The 19,451-nt window shown below is 61.8% G+C and carries 15 protein-coding genes; 9 read left to right on the top strand and 6 right to left on the bottom strand.

The window, feature by feature from the left end:
* Positions 1-265: 265 nt before the first annotated feature.
* Both ASG39_RS05735 and ASG39_RS05730 read left to right on the top strand, forming a co-directional pair.
* Positions 266-1,414: a Gfo/Idh/MocA family oxidoreductase gene (locus tag ASG39_RS05735; RefSeq protein ID WP_062594158.1), complete on the top strand. Its 1,149-nt coding sequence runs from the start codon at positions 266-268 to the stop codon at positions 1,412-1,414.
* Positions 1,411-2,358 carry an alpha/beta hydrolase gene (locus ASG39_RS05730; protein WP_062593811.1) on the top strand — a complete coding sequence of 316 codons (948 nt, stop codon included), beginning with the start codon at positions 1,411-1,413 and terminating at the stop codon, positions 2,356-2,358. The genes ASG39_RS05735 and ASG39_RS05730 overlap by 4 nt, the downstream gene beginning before the upstream one ends.
* Positions 2,359-2,376: 18 nt before the next feature.
* Here ASG39_RS05730 and ASG39_RS05725 read toward each other — a convergent pair whose 3' ends face one another.
* The 4 genes from ASG39_RS05725 to ASG39_RS05710 form a co-directional block, all read right to left on the bottom strand.
* Positions 2,377-3,411 (bottom strand): LacI family DNA-binding transcriptional regulator, encoded by a 1,035-nt coding sequence (locus tag ASG39_RS05725; protein ID WP_062593810.1) that lies wholly within the window; start codon positions 3,409-3,411, stop codon positions 2,377-2,379.
* A gap of 130 nt (positions 3,412-3,541) precedes the next feature.
* Positions 3,542-4,195, bottom strand: coding sequence for a DMT family transporter (locus tag ASG39_RS05720; RefSeq protein WP_244481144.1), 654 nt, complete (start codon positions 4,193-4,195; stop codon positions 3,542-3,544).
* Positions 4,196-5,185: 990 nt separating this feature from the next.
* Positions 5,186-5,872: an Abi family protein gene (locus ASG39_RS05715; RefSeq protein ID WP_062593808.1), complete on the bottom strand. Its 687-nt coding sequence runs from the start codon at positions 5,870-5,872 to the stop codon at positions 5,186-5,188.
* A 94-nt stretch (positions 5,873-5,966) separates the two neighbouring features.
* A complete protein-coding gene (locus tag ASG39_RS05710) occupies positions 5,967-6,473 on the bottom strand; it encodes a MarR family transcriptional regulator (protein WP_062593806.1) in 507 nt (168 codons plus the stop codon).
* An 826-nt stretch (positions 6,474-7,299) separates the two neighbouring features.
* On the opposite strand from ASG39_RS05710, the gene ASG39_RS23040 reads away from it, so the two are divergent.
* The 3 genes from ASG39_RS23040 to repC all read left to right on the top strand — a co-directional run bounded on the left by ASG39_RS23040 (position 7,300) and on the right by repC (position 9,342).
* A complete protein-coding gene (locus ASG39_RS23040) occupies positions 7,300-7,992 on the top strand; it encodes a hypothetical protein (protein ID WP_082476974.1) in 693 nt (230 codons plus the stop codon).
* Between the two features lie 104 nt (positions 7,993-8,096).
* Positions 8,097-8,819: a hypothetical protein gene (locus ASG39_RS05700; RefSeq protein ID WP_062593803.1), complete on the top strand. Its 723-nt coding sequence runs from the start codon at positions 8,097-8,099 to the stop codon at positions 8,817-8,819.
* 322 nt (positions 8,820-9,141) lie between these two features.
* Positions 9,142-9,342, top strand: a complete 201-nt coding sequence (repC, locus tag ASG39_RS24425; protein ID WP_347360153.1) for a replication initiation protein RepC — start codon at positions 9,142-9,144, stop codon at positions 9,340-9,342.
* 114 nt (positions 9,343-9,456) lie between these two features.
* Here repC and ASG39_RS05695 read toward each other — a convergent pair whose 3' ends face one another.
* Positions 9,457-10,278, bottom strand: a complete 822-nt coding sequence (locus ASG39_RS05695; RefSeq protein ID WP_244481142.1) for an alpha/beta hydrolase — start codon at positions 10,276-10,278, stop codon at positions 9,457-9,459.
* Positions 10,279-10,518: 240 nt separating this feature from the next.
* Here ASG39_RS05695 and ASG39_RS05690 point away from each other — a divergent pair, with 240 nt between their 5' ends.
* From ASG39_RS05690 to ASG39_RS05675, 4 genes are all read left to right on the top strand, one after another.
* The gene (locus tag ASG39_RS05690; RefSeq protein ID WP_062593802.1) at positions 10,519-11,256 is read left to right on the top strand and encodes a GGDEF domain-containing protein; all 738 of its coding nucleotides are present in this window, start codon (positions 10,519-10,521) and stop codon (positions 11,254-11,256) included.
* A gap of 517 nt (positions 11,257-11,773) precedes the next feature.
* Positions 11,774-12,670, top strand: a complete 897-nt coding sequence (locus tag ASG39_RS05685) for a DUF3991 and TOPRIM domain-containing protein (RefSeq protein WP_062593801.1) — start codon at positions 11,774-11,776, stop codon at positions 12,668-12,670.
* Between the two features lie 183 nt (positions 12,671-12,853).
* Entirely contained in the window at positions 12,854-13,456 is a 603-nt protein-coding gene (locus tag ASG39_RS05680) for a DUF1419 domain-containing protein (protein WP_062593800.1), read from the top strand.
* Between the two features lie 105 nt (positions 13,457-13,561).
* The gene (locus ASG39_RS05675) at positions 13,562-18,661 is read left to right on the top strand and encodes a helicase-related protein (protein ID WP_062593799.1); all 5,100 of its coding nucleotides are present in this window, start codon (positions 13,562-13,564) and stop codon (positions 18,659-18,661) included.
* Positions 18,662-18,753: 92 nt separating this feature from the next.
* Here ASG39_RS05675 and ASG39_RS05670 read toward each other — a convergent pair whose 3' ends face one another.
* Entirely contained in the window at positions 18,754-19,449 is a 696-nt protein-coding gene (locus ASG39_RS05670) for a GntR family transcriptional regulator (RefSeq protein WP_082476973.1), read from the bottom strand.
* Positions 19,450-19,451: the final 2 nt, after the last annotated feature.

Here is a 19,451-nt window from a genome sequence, read left to right as displayed (position 1 = left end):
CGGTTCCTGTCATGGTTTCCGGGCGAGCCGCGCGGCCGTCTCCGGCGGTTCGTCAGGCGAAGAGGCGGGAGATGCGGCAGGCGGCGGAGGCATCGCATCCGCAGGCATCGATGCCGCCGGGATGGCCGGAAGCCGTCGTGATTTTGATGGATGTCACCGTTGCCTCCCAGCCTGGTTGGTTGTACGTAAGATAAATTCTTATCGCACGTCAACATATTTTGTCTGCGTGTTTGCGACCACGCGGCTCAACGATCAGGCTCAGCACATGACGAACACATCACGCCAACCCCTCCGGATCGGCATCGTGGGATGCGGCAATATCTCGATGGCCTATCTGCGCAACGCACCGCTGTTTCGCGACGTCGAGATCGTCGCCTGCGCCGACGTCAATCCGCAGGCGGCCGACCAGCGCGCCGCGCAGTTCGGCCTGCGCGCGAGCGGCGTCGATGCCCTGATGGCGGCGGCCGATATCGACCTCGTGCTCAACCTCACCATTCCCGCAGCCCATTTCGACATTTCGATGCAGGCTCTGGAGGCGCAGAAGCACGTCTTCACGGAGAAGCCGCTGGCGGTGACGGCGGAGCTCGGACGCCGGCTGGTGCGGGAAGCCGAAGCGCGCGGGCTTCTGATCGGTTCGGCGCCCGATACGTTTCTGGGCGCCGCCGGGCGGCATGCGCGGCGCCTGATGGAGGCCGGCGCGATCGGCAAGCCGGTCACCGGCACCGCCTTCATGATGGGACGCGGCATGGAGCACTGGCATCCGGACCCCGGCTTTTATTACCAGCCCGGCGCCGGCCCGGTCATGGATATGGGTCCCTACTACCTGACGATGCTGGTCAACCTGATCGGCCCCGTCCGCCGCGTGCAGGCCGTGGCGACCAGCGGCCAGAAGGACCGGCTGATCACCGCCGAAGGCCCGAAGCAGGGCACGCGCTTTTCCGTGGGGACGCCGACCAGCGTTCTGTCGCTGCTCGAATTTGAGAACGGCGCGACGATCACCTTCGGGGCGTCCTGGGATGTCTTCCGCCATTCCAACCATCCGATCGAACTGCACGGCACGGAGGGGTCGCTCCGGCTGCCGGACCCCGATACGTTCGGCGGCACGGTGGCCGTGTCCGAGCGCGGCGCCGACTGGAAGGAGACGGATACGGCAACGCTCCCCTGCGGCGCCGTCAACTGGCCCGTCGATGCGCCGGACAGGGCGAACTACCGCATGCTCGGCCTTGCCGACCTCGCCCGCGCCATCGGCGAGAAACGGGCACCCCGCGCCTCCGGCGCGCTCGCGCTGCATGTGCTGGAGATCATGGAGGGTATCCTGCGGGCGGCGGAAACCGGGAACGCGCAGGCGATCGAGGGTGCGCTGGACCAGCCGGCCGAACTGCGGGAAGACGAAGCCCGGAGCCTGCTCGCATGACAGCGCTCGATCTCTCCGCACGGCGCGTCCTTGACCTGATGGCGCGGGAAAATGCGCCGCCGATCGAGACGCTCTCGCCGGAGGAGGCCCGCACGGGCTTTCTCGAAGGCTTCGCCGCGCTGCAAAAGCCGCTCGAAGAGGTCGCGGCGACGGAGGAGCGCTTTCTCGGGCCGCTGCGCCTGCGCCTCTGGCGCGGGCAGGGCGCACCGGCCGAAGGCGCGCCGGCGCTTCTCTATCTGCATGGCGGCGGATGGGTCGTCGGGGCGCCGGAAAGCCATGAGGATATCTGCCGCATCCTCGCCAATCTGGCGGGCGCCGTCGTGGTCTCGCCCGATTACCGGCTCGCACCCGACCATCCCTATCCCGCAGCGGTCGAGGATTGCGCCGCGCTTCTCGCCGACATGGCGGCGCACGCCGATCGCTATGGCATCGATCCTGCCCGCATCGCGGTCGGCGGCGACAGTGCCGGCGGAAATCTCGCGGCGGTTCTCGCATTGATGGCGCGGGACGGCGCGCTGCCACAGGTGACGGCACAGATCCTCATCTACCCCGTGACGGACCAGCGGCAGACCTCCGCCAGCTATGCCGCTTACGCCCGGGATTTCGGGCTTACCGCTGCCGGCATGGCCTGGTTCCGCGCGCATTACCTGCCGCGGGAGGACGACGGGACGGACTGGCGCCTGTCGCCGCTGCTCGTCTCCTCGCTTGAGGACGTCGCTCCGGCCTTCGTCGCGTTGGCCGGTCACGACGTGCTCTACGACGAGGGTGCGGCCTATGCCGAGCGCCTGCAAATGGAGGCGGAAGCGATCGTCCGGACCTGGCCGGGCCAGATCCACGGCTTCGTCTCCATGGGCGGCCTAATCCCGGAAGCCCGGGACGCGCTGGAGGCCGCGGCCGAAGCCTGGGCCGCGTTCGATGCGAAAATCGGCCGGGCAAGACGATAGGCCGGACGACCATAGGCCTCACGCGGACTCCCGCATGACCAGCGTCGCTTCCAGAATGACCTTGTCGTCCTGCATCGGGCGTCCCTCGTCGAGATCGTCGATCCGGCGCAGCAGGATCTCGACGCTCGTCGCGGCGATGGCGGCGGCATCCTGCGCCATGGTCGTCAAGGGCGGGCAGGTGTAGCGGCTCAGCGGATGGTCGTCATGGCCGGCGATCCGCACGTCGCAGCCCTCGCCACGCCCGATCTTCAGCCCGGCCGCGAAGGCCGCCGCCATCGCCCCGAAGGCGAAGCGGTCATTGGCACAGAAGAGCGTCCGGCCGGGCAGGCCGTCCCGCTTCAGGATGGTCTGCATCTGCTCGAAGCCCAGCCGCTCGAACTCCCAGGAGGCCGGCGTTTCGCAGTCGATCACCAGGGGCTCGTGTCCCTCCTTCAGCATCGTCGCCCGGTAGCTCTCCTGCCGCTCGCCGGAGTTCTCGTTGACCTGCGGAATTTCCAGAAAGACCGGCGGCTCGCCCGAGCGACAGAGATACTGCACCATGGCCGCCACGCTCTGCGCATTGTCGTTGCCGACATAGGGCAGGTCAAAGCTCGCCGGACTGTCGAAGCAGACGACCGGGATCGTATCCGTCAGCCGCTGGAGCGTCGAGGCCTGCGAGCCGGCACCGAGCGGCGCGACGATGGCCCCCGCCACCTTCAGCGCCAGCAGCGTCCGGATCGCTTCCTCCTCCAGATCGGGCCGGGTGTGCGAGGAGATCTGGATCGGCCAGTATCCGCGCGCGCGCAGCTCCAGCTCGATCAGCGTGACGACCTGCACATAGAAGGGGTCTGAAATGGTGGGAACGAGGACGCCGATATTGCGCGTGCGCTTGCGGTTGAGGTGCCGGGCAAAGAGATTGGGCTCGAAATTCGACTTCTTCAGCGCCGCCTCGATCCGCTTGCGCGTGACCTCCTTGACGTTCGAGGGGTCGTGGAAATACTTCGACAGCGTCGGGCGCGAAACACCGCAGGCCTGGGCGAATTCGTCCATCGACTTGTAGCTTTTCTTCGCCATGCCCGCTTCCCGCCTGCGACCCTTCCGGCCGCGCCCACCGTCGACGTCAAATTCACATCGGACAAGATTTTTACAAGCGAAAAGAAAAAAATTCCGCAAGGAAATTTCGTGGAAGTTCGCTCTCCAAGGGCTATGAAGCCCGCGGTTTGATGAAAGCCGCGATGCCGAAGAAGACACCGGCGATTTGCATCGTCGCCCCGATGGCCTCGGCCGGAGAGGGCAACCGGCCCTCGAAGAGAAAGCCATAGGCGAGGCCGAACACGGTTTCCGCGACGATCAGCTGGGCCGCGAGCGCCAGCGGCAGGCGACGGGAGGCTACCACCCAGCACCAGGTCGCAAACCATGAGCCGGCGAGCCCCATCACCACGGCCCAGACGATGAAGCGCGTCGTCTCCGAAGCGTATGCTGCCTCCGCGAGATCGAACGACGCCAATGGCAAAAGGAGCAGACTTCCGATCGCCGCGCCGATGCCTTGAAGCCCCGTCCATTGCAGGCCATCCGGCGCGTCCGCTGACCGCATGACAGCCGCATTGGCCAAGCCGTAGGCGATCCAGATCGCCAGGGCTGCCAGACTTGCGAGAACGCCGAGCATGATCGACGCCGCGTCCGCAGCATCCGCCGCGCGAACCGTTGCGACGTTCACGATACCCACGCCACCTGCAATCAGGGCCAGCGGCAGCGCGAGAGCCATCCAGGACACCGATCGGTCCCTCACATTGGCGAGGATCGCCAGGAAGACCGGCATGGTGCCGATGATGACGGGCGGAATGGCCGCGCCGGCCAACTGGACGGCGAAGGCGGCGCTGATGAAGTATCCGACATAGCCAGCGCCGCCCAGAGACAGGCCGATGCTGCAGCGCCCCTGGCAAAGACCCGGAACCCGGCGAGCGCTTCTACCCGGCTTTAGTGGGGCAGGAATCACATGCGCCCGTAACGACCTCGATGCGTAATCTCTACCGCACCTTGTGTGTGGCGACCTTGTCAATCCACCGCCAGCAAACCTCATATAGAGGCGGATTGGTTCGTGCCTATCGTTGCGAAAGCTTGATGGAGCGTGCGCGTAAGCGTTTATGAAGCGAGCAGTTGGCTAAGCTCGCCCCGAGCGTGGGGCACAGCGAGCCTGGCAGCTCAGTCTGACTGATGTTATTCCGGCGCAGGCTCACACTGAATCGAGTGAAGGTCCCTCCATCCCATTTCCCTAATTCAAAAGCGTTCTTGTCCTCCGCAGCGGCCGCCGGTTTTTTCGGACCGGTCCTATTATCTTGTGTTTCGCTTGAAGACGTAGACGGACTGCGCAATTCGAATTGTCATAACGTCGAATTAGAGTTCGCGCGACCTGCAATAATGTTCCGCAAAGGTCCTAAAACTAGTTTGCAGCTGCAAACCGGGTTAACACATTGAAAGAGAAGGATATAATTATAATGGATACATGCAAAGCGCCCCCGAACGCGCCCTGCGAGCGTTCCAAGAGGGCTCGAAGCAGGTGCCAGATCTTTAGGGGAGCAAGAGGTTCATGGTCGTCGTTCGAAGGATTTCGGAGGCTGTTGCTTTACGCCGTAACCTCAGTCGCAAATAGTGAGGAGGAATGATTGTCTTCGCGCTTGCCGCGAGCACTAGCTGAATTGCAGGGGCCTGAGGGAGGTGGCACATTGTTCCATCTTACTTTTCCGTCTGTATAAAAAGCTCACCGCTGGCAACGCTGCACGTGCCGGAGAAGCGGAATTGTGATCGCCGCATTTATCATCCGACTCGCCGCGGTTCCTCGTTCGTTAGGTTACGCCAGTTCCGTCTTTTCCGGCTTATCACTGTGCAGATCCATTCCCTCTACCGGATAGAGACTCTCGAAACGGCAGTATGCCCTACACCAGTCAGCGGCAACCGGTGATAGCCACGAGGTCATCTGTATGATGTTGGCATAGTGTTTTCGCAGATTCCAGTAGAGCACCGTTTCATGATGGGCCAGCCGGTTTCTTAGCGTGCGAATTGAACTGAGTGATCGTGTGAAATCCTTGCGGCGAAGACCTTTGCCGTCTTCCCGCTTGGCGATGTCCTTAAGGGTCTTCTGCCAAAGGTCTTCATATTCCTTGCCAAGCATCGCGGTCCAGAAGCCGAAGGTCAACGCGGCGACAATCCGGGCGGGGGTATCGTCCTTGCCGTGGTCGGTGAGATCCTTGCGGGCTCCGGCGATCATGTCGGCCTGTACCGGGTTCAGCCGGTGCTCGGGCATATCAAACCAGGTCTCTTCATGCACTGTGCTCATGACCAGGTGGATGCGGTTGCGCAAGGCCACCTCCAGCATATGCAGTGGGAGGTTCAGGCTTTCGCTGAGCAAGGCATTGAGGGTATAGAGAGCCACGGCCTTGTTGCGGTCACCCCCGGCCCATGCGAGGTAGGTGCCGAACCTGTCGGCTGACAGAGTATCCTCTATGCCCGGGTAGGGTATGGTCTCGTCTATGCTCATGTGCCCATGGGGTTGATTTATGCCCCACCCCTGTATATATCTGTCTGCGTAAACCCCGGTACCGTCTCTGCCCTTGGCATGCGGCCGGGGTAATTCATTTCTTGGGTGTAGGCTCACCCTTAGGTCGCTTGCCCTTCGGTGTCTCTACCCGCTTTCTCTCGGCCAGTCTCTTCTTCTTCTCCAGATCGAAGTCGGGCTCCAGGTCCTTGATACGCTGGATCAGACCATCCAGGTGATAGGTGTTGGCGCCCCAGTCTCCAGATGACGTCCTGTGCTGCACCCTCTTTATGAGGCCCGCGGTCTCCAATGCCTTCATGTTGGGCTTGATGCTGGATGGCTTGATGCCGATCCGGTCCGCCAATTGCTGCTTGGTGGGGAAGGGGGGACGATCCGGCGACCAGAAGAGATCAAGCAAGTGCATCAGCAAACAGAACTGGGTGCTGTTGATGCCAAGCCTATGCTGCGAGCGAATGAGAATGGTTGGGATGGCTGCATAGCCATGGCTCTTCACCTTCTTGCCCCAGATTTTGTCGAAGCTACTTGAGGCAGGCTCGTCGGGTTTCGTCGGAAATGCGACGACGATATTATCCTGAATGGTCATTGGAGGTCTCGCGAACGTTGAACATAGCGAGAATGTGATAGAAAAAGCCCACACCTTCAATAGGTCCCGCAAACGCAGGTAGGCTAAAAATCTACCGCACCAGCCTATCCATGTTTCGTCTACCTGGCATATAGCGCTGATAGGTAATGCTGCTTAGTGGATAGGATTTGGGCCCCACCTGGGTCGGATCCCTAACCCACCGTGGGATAGCAATTTCACCCACCCGAGCCGCATTTTCTTGAGCAGGGCCGGCAGATCTGCGTTGGTTTTCCAGCAAATTCGGGAAGCTCGCCCAGCTGGAGCGTTCGCCCTACGCAACTTGCTGGCTCCGATCAGTCAAAGATTATCATCCGAAGCCAATCATGCAACATCTGTTTTGGCGTCTTCGCGAGAACAACGAACGCAAATTCACGGATGATCGCCTTCCAGATCGTCATTGCGATGAGATGCCAATCGACGTCCTGACTTAATCTATCGATCCCGGAGCGTTAAGCCAGTCGACCGCCGCTGCGGCCTGGCTTGCCTGTCTATCGCGACCTCAACGAGGTCAGGCTGGTCCCCGACTTTCTCCCGCAGCGTGCCATTCGTCAGAAGCTCGGACGTCTTGAAGAAAGACGCATTTCTCAGCTTGCACGTAATGTTATCCTACCAGGGGGGGCCTGGCATCGACGATGAGATAACGATAGCCGGAGTTCTGCATACGGGGGCTCTGCTCAAAAAAGGCTCAAAGGCCCGGTGCGGAAACCGGGCCTTGCGCTTGCCGTGCGGTCTTGCGATCACCCATCAATGGCTGATACATCGGCATGAGATATCAAGGCATGATCCCGTGAAAAAAACTACCCGCAGCTTCACCGTCGAATATAAATCCGGGCGGCGCAAATCTGAACGCAAGCCACAGTCGATATGGGGAAACCTCGATCTGAAGTCCGTGGCGCGTCAAGCGCATGATGACGGACTTTTCTCAAGCGTCGCGCAAGAGGAAGCCTCGATTGGCAATTCGGCCTTGGCGCAAGACAGTTTGCAGATGCCGGTGTTGACACCGGTCATCCCGCAGCCGAACAATGGATTGGTGACACAGGAGAGCCACATGCCCGACGAAATCGAGACCGTGACGGACGCGGATAAGACCGCCGACACGAATGTGAATTCGGACACCGACGTCCAGCCGGATGCAGGTGCGCCAGAGCCCGCCGCGGTAACAGCACCGCCGGTCAAGCAGCGCAAGCCGCGGGCAAAGAAGGCGGTCAGCGCCCAAACCGACACTAATGACGCGACCGCTGGCAAGCCCAGGCGTGGCCGAAAGCCAAAGTCGGCTGCTGCACCGGCTGTTGCCGAAGCTAAGGCGCCAGCCAGTGAAAAGCGCGCAACCGTCGCCGACGTCGCACCAGCCATGGACGCGATCGACGAGATGGCGGAGCTCCTGCGGCTCGAAGACGAAAACCGCAGCCTTCGCAAACAGCTTTCCGAAAAGCTGCGCACCGAGAATGCGGATTTACGAAAGCGCCTCAATCTCGCTTGACGGTGCAGGCAAGCGAGCCGCGACCGTTGCATCGGCGCGGTTGCGGCCGCCGCCCGGTTCGCGCTCGCTAATGTCCAAGCGGGTAGAACACAAGGTCAATCATCATGGCATCGCTATGGAATTACGTTACCCGCCTGACGTCGAGACGGCACCAGGCTCCGCAACAGAGCCTGCCGCCCCCTGACACCGTTGGTGGAGAGGAGGCCGAGACGGCGCGCGCTGCCGAGGCGGTCACTGATCATCCAGTCTCCCTGAGCCAACCGCCGCTTGCCGGTGTGATTGCCGAAGATAGAGTCGAACCGGCCTCTGTCATCGAGCTTCCGGCGGCGCTTGTCGCGGAGCAGGCGACGGATGCTGCTTATCCCGCCGTTATCGCTTCCTTTATCGCTGGTGGAGATAGTGTCGCGGCAACGCCCGAACCTGACGCGGTTGCTGATGACGCAGCATCTGTGAGCCCGCCGGCACTTATCGGCGTGACAGCCGATGATATGGGCGAACCGACCATTGCCGTCGAGCGTCCCGACGGGGTTGTGGCGGAACAGGCGAGGGATGCTGCTTATTCCGCCGCTATCGCTGCCGGAGATGGTGTCGCGGCGCCGCCCGAACCCGAGGCGGCAGCGCCTGCGTCGAAAGCTCGGGCGCCACGGCGACAGAATAACAGGACCGAGCAGGCTGCCGCTGGGCGCAAGCGTGCAAATCCCCTCCCAGTCACCCCTCGGGCCCTCAGCCTCGATGACGAGATAAAGCTGTTGCGCCGCGCACTCGTCGGCAAACTCAAGCTGCAGAACGCTCAACTCAAGGCCATGCTGGAGCGGTTTAAACCATAGCCGTGACTTGCGGTGGCAGCCGCTGTAAACGGGCTGGCGCGTGAATAATGTGTCGGCCCATCACCAGTGCGATCCAGCCGTCCCGTGTGCTCCCACCATCGTGAGACAAGATACTGGTACCAAGTTCCGCAGCGGGGTTGACTTATCTTGCCTGAGGCGCCGACAGGGGTCACGCCCGAAGCGTCTCATGGATCCGATTGCGGCTCCAATAGCCGGCCCGTTCTCTTCTATGACAATGGTCTCGCCAGCTAACCGCCGAGTGAGCTGAGAAAAGCCCGCACGTTTGAGATGGTGCTGAAGGCGTGCCCTGATATCGCGATGTATGGGGAGTAGGGGTGGGGCGAACTGGCGTGACCTGACGTCTTTCGCCGTGACCGTACAATCGATGTCCGGGGCTCGCGCGGATGCAAGCCAGTCTGCCTGCGAAGCCGTGGACTGGAATGGCGCGGCCGCCATGGCTTGCATTCTCGAAAGGGGAGGACAGAGCAATCCGGCCAGCGGTGATCTGCGCGATCTGACATGACGGTGGAGAGAGGCGAGTTTTCCGTCGGTCCGATGCTGATGGCCTTGATGCAAAGCAATGCCGGACGCGAGAGGCGGGCAGAATGAATTCGCTGAAGCTGCGCCCATTCCACCTTTAAGCGATTGTGCTGAGGAAGCCATCCAGCAGGACGTTGAACTCCTTGTGCCTTTGCCAATGGACACCATGTGCGGCATTTTCCACACGAACCGGACCGCTCTCCCAGAGGTTCGCGAATGTCAGGCTGTCGATGTAATCGAGATTGATCACCGGGTCGTCGGCGCCGTTGACGATGGCGAGCGGAACAGGAGAGGTCTTCACGAGGGCACGCTGATCGGAATGTCTTCCGGCAAGTGCTGCATCGATCATCAACTGGCGCGAGCGCCCGTCCGTTCGTCGGACAGCGGTTTTCCAGAACGTGTCGTGGACGGCATCTGATCCGAGCGCCAGCGCGACGACCATGTCGATTTCTTGCTCACTCAGGGTTTCTTTGCCAGTGTTGGCGAATTCCGGATTGGGAAGAAAGCCGAGCGCTGCACCCTCCGGACCCGGAGGGATTGGCGGTGTGCCGAAGATCATCGTACCGGCCGTCCTTTCCGGGAGGAGCCTCATCAGTTCCAGGGCGACATGGCCGCCGAGAGAGTGGCCGAGCAAGGCGAATTGATCGATGTCGAGCGCTTCAATCACCTCGCAGATGGTGTCGGCGTATCCGTTGAAATTATAAGTGCGCAGCGGATCGATGGCATCAGAGGATTGGCCATGGCCCGGCAGGTCTACGGCGATGATACGGTGCTTGCCAGCAAGGGCCTCAATCTGGAAATGGAATGTCTCCTTGCAGACGGAATTGGCGTGGATCATCAGGACAGGAATTCCGTTTCCCGGCGTGTCGTAGACTGCGATCTGTCCATGGGATGTTTCGATCGTTTTTTCGTTCATCATCGATGCTCCGCGTTCATTCTGACCGTGATGCCGAAGGACCTAAGCGATCTCTGTGACCACAATCCGAACCTCGCTCCATATAATCCCTGCAAGCCACAGTCCGGCGGATACTCCCCGCGCGTAACGTCAGAGGCCGGTTTTCCAGTTGTGGGGCACATGGCTCGACTTTTACCGGAGTGTTTCAACCATCTTTAAAGTGATGAGGTTCATAGATATTATTATTTCCACACGGTGATATCGATGCGTCGTATTGTTCAGAAGTCAATTTTGACCGGATTACTGTCGGTGGTGGCCTCGCTGGGTCTTTCGTTCAGCATTGTACCGTTTCTCGGCGGGCAGGTGGCGGGTGCGGGCCTGTTCATGACCATTTTTTGCCCGCTGGCGATATCGATCCCGGCCTCCGCCCTCCATTTCACCCAGTCAGAGAAAGTTCGACGGGCAGAAGCAGCCGCGAAAGAGGCTTTGCAGAAGCTCGCGGATGCCTATGAGGCACTTCACCTTCAATCGCGGACCGATGGACTGACAGGGGTGCTCACGCGGAGCGCGTTTCTCGAAGCCCTGAACGTCGCCAGCCAAAAGGGCGCATCCGGTGCCCTGCTGTTTCTGGACCTTGATCATTTCAAGACGATCAATGACAGGTATGGTCATGCGACCGGCGACGAAGCCCTTCGTCGTACCGGCCAGATCCTTGCCCGCTACCAAAGCCAGTCGGATTTCTCGGGACGTCTTGGAGGCGAAGAATTCGGTTTGTTTCAGAACGGTTTGACGTTCGATGAAATGCTCGCTCGTTGCGAGGAGGTTCGCGAGGACGTCGCCCGTATTGTTCTGAAAGCATCTTCTGGTTCACAGGTGCGGATCTCTGCGAGTATCGGGGCGCTCTACTGCCCGTCTGGTTTTGATCCATCGAACAGCCTGAAGACAGCGGACGACAATCTCTATCGGGCGAAGGCCCTCGGCCGAAACAGGGTCGTGGCATGAGCACGGTAGCAAAGGTCGGCGTCTGGACATAGCCAACCGAGGCATCGGTGAGATATCCAAAGCGTCATCCGGATGTTGAAGGATCGGGGGCATTGCCTGATGGTTTCGCTGTCACTGTAGGCTGACACGTTCCCCGGTCATGCCTGGTGTTCTAACATTGAGACAGAATTCACGTTCGCGAAACCCTCGGCCGAAATGGAAGTCGTTCTGCGGTTCGTCTGGTCGCCGACAGGAAGGCTGGCGTCGCCCTTCGGGCCGGGCTGCCGGCAAAGCGGAAGCCCGCCAGCGGTCTTCCCCCTGTCGGGCATCCATCCCTGACGCTGATGCGGCCGCAGTTTTTCCTAAGCAAGGTGCTGTGGCTGAGCGACATGCCACTTGCGCCCAGCGTCCGCAAGGGAAGCTCCGCCGCGCCTGTTCTCCGATCGCTGCCATCCTCTCGCCGCGCCCTTGCCGCCGCAGGCCTTCGCGGCTGCCTGATCCTGCCTGTCAATCATGAGGGCGGAAAGGGAAAACGGAAATGCAAAGAGAAGACATCGAAAACCTTCGGGCGCGGGTCTCCTGCGCCGTTGGACTGGAACAGGCGGGCTTCGCGCTCGACCTGAAGGAAAGCACCCGCCGTGCCGTCAAATACCGGCGCGGCGCCGAGATCATCATCGTCACCCATCAGGGCAAAGGCTGGTTCGATCCGCTTTCCGATCGCAAGGGCGACGTCTTTGCCCTATTGGGCTGGCTGCACCCGGGCGATTTTCCCTCGACGCTGGCCGCCGTCGCAGCGCTGGCCGGTATCGCCCCGGCGCAGACCGCCCTCTGGAGCTCGCCGCTGGCCCGGCAACCCAGGGCAGATATCGCTTCAAGATGGGCGGCCCGGCCGCTGTTGCGCGAGGGGTCGCCGGCGCATGCCTATCTCTCAGGCGCGCGCGCCATTCCGGCTCCAGTGCTCGATCTTGCCGTTGCCGCCCGTCTGATCCGCCAGGGTCCGGCCGGCAGCGCCTGGTTTGCCCATCACAGCGACGACGGCGCGATTTGCGGCTGGGAGGAGCGGGGACCGTCCTGGCGTGGATATTCGAGCGGTGGCGCCAAGGTGCTGTTCCGCTTTGGAAACGCGACCGGCCCGCGGCTCTGCATCAGCGAAGCGGCCATCGATGCGCTCAGCCTCTCGGCGCTCGAAGGTCATCGCCGCGACACGCTCTACGCCAGCACCGCCGGTGGCTGGTCCCCGGCAACAGAACGCGCCGTCGTCGCCTTGACGAAGAGGCTCGATCTGCTGGTCGCGGCCACCGACCGCAACAGCCAGGGGGAGGCCTATGCCGACACGTTGAGGCGGATCGCGGTTGACGCCGATTGCGGTTTCCAGCGCCGGTGCCCGGTCGGTGACGACTGGAACGACGACCTGACGCAGAGACGGGAAGGGTAGGCTGAGGAGGGAGAAAGGGGGAGGGGAGGGGGGAGTAGCTGCCGCATGGGCGTTGGCCGCGTCAAGGGCAAGGCTTCGCCCGCTTGCGCGGCCCCTGACCCGGCAATCCGCCAGGCGGCGATGGGATGGGGTGATCAAAAGTCCGGAGACAAGGCTCTTCGGCCCCAACCCCAGGAGAAAGCCATGACCGATCCGACAGCACCGCGCAAGGTCTTCGAGGGCCTCGCCAGCCGAGCCGAATTCTACGCGATGATGAACCGCCATAACCAGGCGCCGTGCGGGGAGCGACGCATGAGTGGTGGTCTCTATGCCGGCGAGTGGTTCGAGATATCGGAAGCCGACCATAACCGGATGTTCGACATCCTGCCGCCCTTGTTCCTGCGCGGAGACCATTTCGCCATGCGCGAGTTCCAGGCAGCGCAGGTGACCAGCGTGTTCTTTGCCCTGAAGATTGACGACCGCTTCCGCTGGTTTCACAGCTATTGCGATCTGGCCGACGCTGCCTCGATCGGCTGCATGCGCACGGAGATCCTCGCCCGCGAGTCCCGCCCCGTGCGGGCGATGAGCCGGTCCGAAAAGCTCGAGCATATCTGGAGCATAACCACGGCCGAGTTTCGCGCCTATGCCGACCGGCGCTTCGTTCCAGGCTTTGCCGACGAACGCATCGTCACGGTGTTTCACGCCACTCAGGCAAAACTATGGAAACGGCTTTCCGATCTCACCGATGCCGAGATCGCCGCCAAGCTGCCTGTGCAGTTCCGTCACCTGGTCGATGTCGCCGCCTGACCGTCGCCAAGCTTTTCCGAGCCCAATCTCCCCGCATCCGCATCCCCGGTGGCGATCAGCCGCCGGCAGAGTTGCGCCCCTTTTTCCCGAAAGGACTGACATCTGATGGCCCATGTTCCCTTCACCCTCGACCTGTTTTCCACCACCGCCTTCTCGGGCGCCTTCGATCTTGGCGCCACCGCCTTGCCGTCGCCGGTCGATGAGCAACGGAATCCGGCATTCGTGCCTCAGCCGGTTTCGAGACCAGATCCGGCTCCGGTGTCGCGCCTACCGGAGCGAGCATCCGAGCGCCCGCGCGTGCGCGAACGCATCGACTTTCGGATGGAGGGTAACCGCCAGCTTGCCGAATCCTGGCGTGGACGCGCCGCCGACAATGTCGCGGCGATCCTCACCGCCCGCGAAATCGAACGCCAGGACCGGCCGGCCCGAAGGTCCGAGCAGGAAAAGCTGATCCGCTTTACCGGCTTCGGTGCTTCCGCTCTCGCTAACGGCATGTTCCGGCGCCCGGGCGAAACCGGCTTTCGCAAAGGCTGGGAGGATCTCGGCGCGAGTCTTGAGGCCGCGGTCGGCGACGCGGACTACGCCTCGCTGGCGCGCTGCACCCAGTATGCCCACTTCACGCCGGAGTTCATCGTCCGCTTCATCTGGGCAGCCTTGGCGCGGATCGGTTTTGCCGGCGGCCGGGTGCTGGAACCCGGTATCGGAGTCGGCATCTTTCCTGCGTTGATGCCGGATGCTCTCTCCAAGGTGAGCCACGTCACCGGTATCGAGCTTGATCCCGTCACCGCGCGTATCGTCCGGTTGCTGCAGCCACGGGCCAGAATCGTCTGCGGCGATTTTGCCCGCACCAACCTGCCCGACCATTTCGATCTGGCGGTCGGCAACCCACCGTTTTCTGACAGGACGGTGAAGAGTGATCCGGCCTTCCGGTCTCTCGGCTTGCGGCTGCATGACTATTTCATCGCCAAGTCCATCCACCGGCTGAAGCCTGGCGGGCTTGCCGCCTTTGTGACCTCGTCCGGCACCATGGACAAGGCTGACGCCCGCGCCCGTGAACATATCGCCGGCATGGCCGATCTCGTTGGCGCGATCCGCCTTCCCGAATCCAGTTTCCGCGCGGACGCCGGCACGGATGTGGTCGTCGATATCCTCTTCTTCCGGAAGCGACGCGCCGACGAGCCGGCTGGAGACAGCAGTTGGCTCGATCTCGCGGATGCAAAGGTGGAAGGTGAGGGCGACAGCGTCCGTATCAACAGGTGGTTCGCCGATCATTCCGACATGGTGCTGGGACGGCATGCGATTACGTCAGGTCCCTTCGGCGAAACCTACACATGCCTCCTGATCGGTGATGATCTTGAATCGAGCTTGAACGCCGCGATCAGTCACCTACCAGCCGACATCTACGACGGCGAGGCCAGCACGTTCGATTTTGCGATCGAGGACGAGGTCGCCGACGCCATAGCAGAGCGCCCGGACGACCCAAAAGTTCGCGAGGGCAGCTATTTCATCGGCAAGGCCACGGCACTGATGCAGGTGGTCGACGGTGTTGCTGTCCCGGTTGAAGTCAGGACGGGCCGCAGCACCGACGGCATCTTCGCCAAGCACGCCCTGATCATCCGAAAGCTGATCCCGATCCGCGACGCGGTCCGGCTCATTCTCAAGCTTCAGGAGCGCGACCAGCCCTGGCAAAAGGCGCAGGTCTCATTGCGCATCGCCTGGTCGAGTTTCTTGCGAGAATTCGGCCCGATCAACTTCACCTCCGTCTCGACATCGGAGGATCCGGAGACGGGGGAGGTCAGGGAGGTCCACCGCCGGCCAAACCTCGCGCCGTTCCTCGACGACCCCGATTGCTGGCTGGTCGCCTCGATCGAGGACTACGATCTGAAGACAAACACCGCCAAGCCCGGGCCGATTTTTACCGAGCGTGTCATCGCGCCGCCTCCGGCACCTATCATTACATCGGCGCTCGATGCGCTTGCCGTGGTGCTGAACGAGCGCGGTCATGTCGATCCCGATCATATCGCCGAGCTGCTGCACCGCGACGTGGAAGGTGTGATCGAGGAGCTGGGGGAGGCCATCTTCCGCGATCCGTCCAACGGCTCCTGGCAGATGGCGGATGCCTATCTGTCCGGCGCAGTCCGCTCGAAGCTCACTGTTGCTCGCGCCGCCGCCGAACTCGATCCCGCCTTCGCCGGGAATGTCGCAGCGCTCGAACGTGTCCAGCCTGCTGACCTCAGGCCCTCGGACATCACCGCCCGCCTCGGCGCGCCGTGGATCCCGGCCGATGATGTCGTGGCTTTCGTCAAACAGATGATGGAGGCCGATATCTCCATTTATCATCTACCGGAACTGGCGACCTGGACGGTCAATGCGCGGCAGCTGGAATGGTCGGCCGCTGGCACCACGGAGTGGGGCACGCATCGCCGCCATGCCGGACAGCTTCTATCCGACGCCCTGAACTCGTCCGTGCCGCAGATCTTCGATACAGTCCGCGACGGCGAGACCGAGCGCCGGGTGCTGAACACGGTCGAGACGGAAGCTGCAAAGGAAAAGCTTGCCAAGATCAAGACCGCCTTCCAATACTGGATCTGGTCGGATCCAGATCGCACCGACCGACTGGCGCGCGTCTATAACGACACGTTCAACAATATCGCGCCGCGGCACTTCAACGGCGATCATCTTCAGCTACCGGGCGCCTCAGGCGCCTTTTCTCTATATGGGCATCAGAAGCGCGGCATCTGGCGGGTTATTTCGGCAGGTAGCACTTATCTTGCCCACGCCGTCGGCGCAGGGAAGACGCTGACCATGGCTGCCGCCATCGAGGAGCAGCGCCGACTTGGCCTGATCAAGAAGGCGATGTTGGTCGTGCCCGGCCATTGCCTGGCGCAGGCTGCCCGCGAGTTTCTGGCGCTCTATCCCAATGCCAGCATCTTGGTCGCCGACGAAACGAACTTCGTCAGGGAAAAGCGCCATCGCTTCTTGTCGCGGGCAGCGACAGCCAACTGGGATGCCATCATCATCACCCATTCGGCGTTTCGGTTCATATCCGTGCCATCGGCGTTCGAAGCCCAGCTGATCCAGGATGAGCTCGAGCTTTACGAGGAACTACTCACCAAGGTCGAACGCGACGACCGGCTATCGCGCAAGCGCATCGAGCGCATGAAGGAAGGTCACAAGGAACGGCTAGAAGCACTCGCCACCCGCAAGGACGACCTGCTGACCATCTCGGAGCTCGGGATCGACCAGATCATCGTCGACGAGGCGCAGGAATTCCGCAAGCTGTCGTTCGCCACCAACATGTCGACCCTGCGTGGTGTCGATCCGAACGGTTCGCAGCGGGCCTGGGACCTGTTCGTAAAATCTCGCTTCATCGAGACGAAGAACCCCGGCAGGGCGCTGGTGCTGGCCTCGGGCACCCCGATCACCAACACGCTTGGCGAGATGTTTTCCGTGCAGCGGATGATGGATCCGGCAGCATTGTCGGAACGTGGTCTGCACGAGTTCGACGCCTGGGCCTCGACCTTCGGCGACACCTCGACGGAACTCGAGCTGCAGCCATCGGGTAAATACAAGCCGGTCACGCGCTTCAGCCAGTTCGTCAACGTGCCCGAACTGATCGCCATGTTCCGATCGTTTGCCGACGTCGTGCTGCCGGTCGATCTGAAGACCTATGTGAAAGTGCCGGAGGTCTCCGGCGGCAAGCGCCAGATCGTCACCGCCGAGCCGACGGCCGCTTTCAAGTCCTACCAGAAACAGCTGGACGCGCGGATCAAGGCGATCGAAATGCGGGATGGTCCGGCCAAGCCCGGCGACGATATCCTGCTCTCGGTCATCACCGACGGCCGCCATGCGGCGATCGATCTGCGGCTTGTGGATCAAACGATGGGCAATGAGGCGGCCAACAAGCTGAATGCACTGGTCACCAATGTCCACCGGATCTGGCAGGAAACGGGAGGGGCAGAGTATCGTCGCAAGGACGGCAAGCCGTTCGACCGGCCGGGCGCCGGCCAGTTGATCTTCTCCGATCTCGGCACGATCAATGTCGAGGCATCCCGCGGTTTTTCCGCATACAGATGGATCCGCGATGAGCTCGTCCGCCTCGGCGTGCCGGCCTCCGAAATCGCTTTCATGCAGGATTACAAGAAGTCGGACGCCAAGCAGCGGCTGTTCAACGACTTCAATGCCGGCAAGGTCCGCGTGCTGATCGGGTCCTCGGAGACCATGGGTACCGGTGTCAATGTCCAGGCCCGGTTGAAGGCGCTCCATCACCTTGATGTGCCGTGGTTGCCATCGCAGATCGAGCAGCGCGAGGGCCGGATCATCCGCCAGGGCAACCAGCATGATGAGGTCGATGTCTTCGCCTACGCGACGCTTGGGAGCCTTGATGCCACGATGTGGCAGAACAACGAGCGCAAGGCGCGCTTTATTGCGGCCGCTCTTTCCGGTGACACCAGCGTTCGACGCCTTGAGGACATGGGTGAGGGGCAGGCAAACCAGTTCGCCATGGCCAAGGCCATCGCGTCTGGCGACGAGCGGCTGATCCAGAAGGCGGGGCTCGAGGCCGAGATCGCCCGTCTCGATCGGCTGCGGGCCGCCCATATCGACGATCAGCATGCGATCCGGCGCCAGATCCGCGACGCCGAACGGGATATCGAATTTTCCAGCCGCCGGATCGAGGATGTGGGCAAGGACATCAACCGTCTGGTCCCGACCGCGGGCGACGCATTCGCGATGCAGGTTGGGGAAACCGAGTTTGACGAGCGCAAACTCGCCGGCCGCGCGCTGATGAAGGAGATCCTGACGCTGGTACAAATGCAGCAGGAGAAGGAGGTAATCATCGCCACCATCGGCGGCTTCGATCTCGCCTATCATGGCGAGCGCTTCGGCAAGGATGGCTACCGCTACGAGACACTGTTGGAGCGCAGCGGCGGAGATTACGAGATCGACTTGGCCGTAACAACGACGCCGATCGGTGCCATCTCCCGCTTCGAGCACGCGATTAGCGGGTTTGAACAGGAACGCGAGAACCATCGCAATCGGCTCGTCGATGCGAAACGGCGTCTCGCCTCTTATACGCCGCGACTGGGTGAAAGCTTCTCATTCGAAGCCGAGCTCGAACTCAAGCTGAGCCAGCTGGACGAGATCGAAAAAGATCTGGCGGCAACCGCCGACGGGCAGGATGATGACGACCGGAAGGTCGCGTAAACCGCGGCATATCCGATCGTCTTGATCGAGCTGGACTTTTCCCGGTCACAAGTATTGTCGCGGCCTCGTGAACGACGCGGGGTCACGGCAGTTCAGGTCGGGGCGGGATGCCGCTTGGACAGTTCGACGATCCGGCGCATGCCGTATGAGATGTGGTTGCGCTGGATGTAGCCGACTGCTCTGACGTCGCCATGTTGGAGAGCCCTGCCGATGTCGGTTACCTCGACGATGAAATCGGAACTCTGCGCCTCGAACAGATCGTCGATGACACTGTACCAGATCCGGCATGCCTGCAGATAGTAACGTTCATGCGTATCGCGCAGGGCGTGATTGGCGATAAGTTTGCTCGTGGCCTCTTGCAGCTGGTGGTTCAACCGCCAGAAATCTGCCTTGTTGTTGTCTGCCTTTGCCTGCTTTGCGGGTCTCAGGAGGCCATCGACCGTCGCGAGCGCGAGCGGCACTTCATCATAGGCTGGAAATTCGCCAATCAGTTCGCTCAAGCGCAGACGCAACGCGAAGATGTCGTCGAAGGCCGCGCGGTCGACCTGCCGGACCGTCGTTCCAACGCCGTTTCGGATCTCGGTCAGTCCATCATATTCCAGCCGTTGCAGGGCCTGGCGGATCGGTGTCCGGCTCACCGAGAATTCTTCGGCAAGCTCGCTCTCGGCAAGCTTGTAACCTGGCGGATAGTGCAGCAGGCAGATGCGATCGCGTAAAATCCTGTAGATGTCGTTTGGCTGACCACGATGCGACGGTTCTGGCGCGCTCTCGCCGATTTCCTGGGGCATCA

It is taken from the genome of Rhizobium sp. Leaf371, assembly GCF_001424045.1.
Taxonomy (GTDB): domain Bacteria; phylum Pseudomonadota; class Alphaproteobacteria; order Rhizobiales; family Rhizobiaceae; genus Ferranicluibacter.
Note: the sequence above shows the minus strand (reverse complement) of the source record. Positions and strands in the feature narration are given on the sequence as shown.

Excerpts from the sequence above, each read along its gene's own strand:
- ASG39_RS05695 (WP_244481142.1), bottom strand. The coding sequence starts at position 10,278 with ATGATGAACGAAAAAACGATCGAAACATCCCATGGACAGATCGCAGTC.
- ASG39_RS05725 (WP_062593810.1), bottom strand. The coding sequence starts at position 3,411 with ATGGCGAAGAAAAGCTACAAGTCGATGGACGAATTCGCCCAGGCCTGC.
- ASG39_RS05715 (WP_062593808.1), bottom strand. The coding sequence starts at position 5,872 with ATGAGCATAGACGAGACCATACCCTACCCGGGCATAGAGGATACTCTG.
- ASG39_RS05680 (WP_062593800.1), top strand. The coding sequence starts at position 12,854 with ATGACCGATCCGACAGCACCGCGCAAGGTCTTCGAGGGCCTCGCCAGC.
- ASG39_RS05735 (WP_062594158.1), top strand. The coding sequence starts at position 266 with ATGACGAACACATCACGCCAACCCCTCCGGATCGGCATCGTGGGATGC.
- repC (WP_347360153.1), top strand. The coding sequence starts at position 9,142 with ATGGGGAGTAGGGGTGGGGCGAACTGGCGTGACCTGACGTCTTTCGCC.
- ASG39_RS05710 (WP_062593806.1), bottom strand. The coding sequence starts at position 6,473 with ATGACCATTCAGGATAATATCGTCGTCGCATTTCCGACGAAACCCGAC.
- ASG39_RS05690 (WP_062593802.1), top strand. The coding sequence starts at position 10,519 with ATGCGTCGTATTGTTCAGAAGTCAATTTTGACCGGATTACTGTCGGTG.
- ASG39_RS05730 (WP_062593811.1), top strand. The coding sequence starts at position 1,411 with ATGACAGCGCTCGATCTCTCCGCACGGCGCGTCCTTGACCTGATGGCG.
- ASG39_RS05675 (WP_062593799.1), top strand. The coding sequence starts at position 13,562 with ATGGCCCATGTTCCCTTCACCCTCGACCTGTTTTCCACCACCGCCTTC.
- ASG39_RS05685 (WP_062593801.1), top strand. The coding sequence starts at position 11,774 with ATGCAAAGAGAAGACATCGAAAACCTTCGGGCGCGGGTCTCCTGCGCC.
- ASG39_RS05700 (WP_062593803.1), top strand. The coding sequence starts at position 8,097 with ATGGCATCGCTATGGAATTACGTTACCCGCCTGACGTCGAGACGGCAC.
- ASG39_RS05670 (WP_082476973.1), bottom strand. The coding sequence starts at position 19,449 with ATGCCCCAGGAAATCGGCGAGAGCGCGCCAGAACCGTCGCATCGTGGT.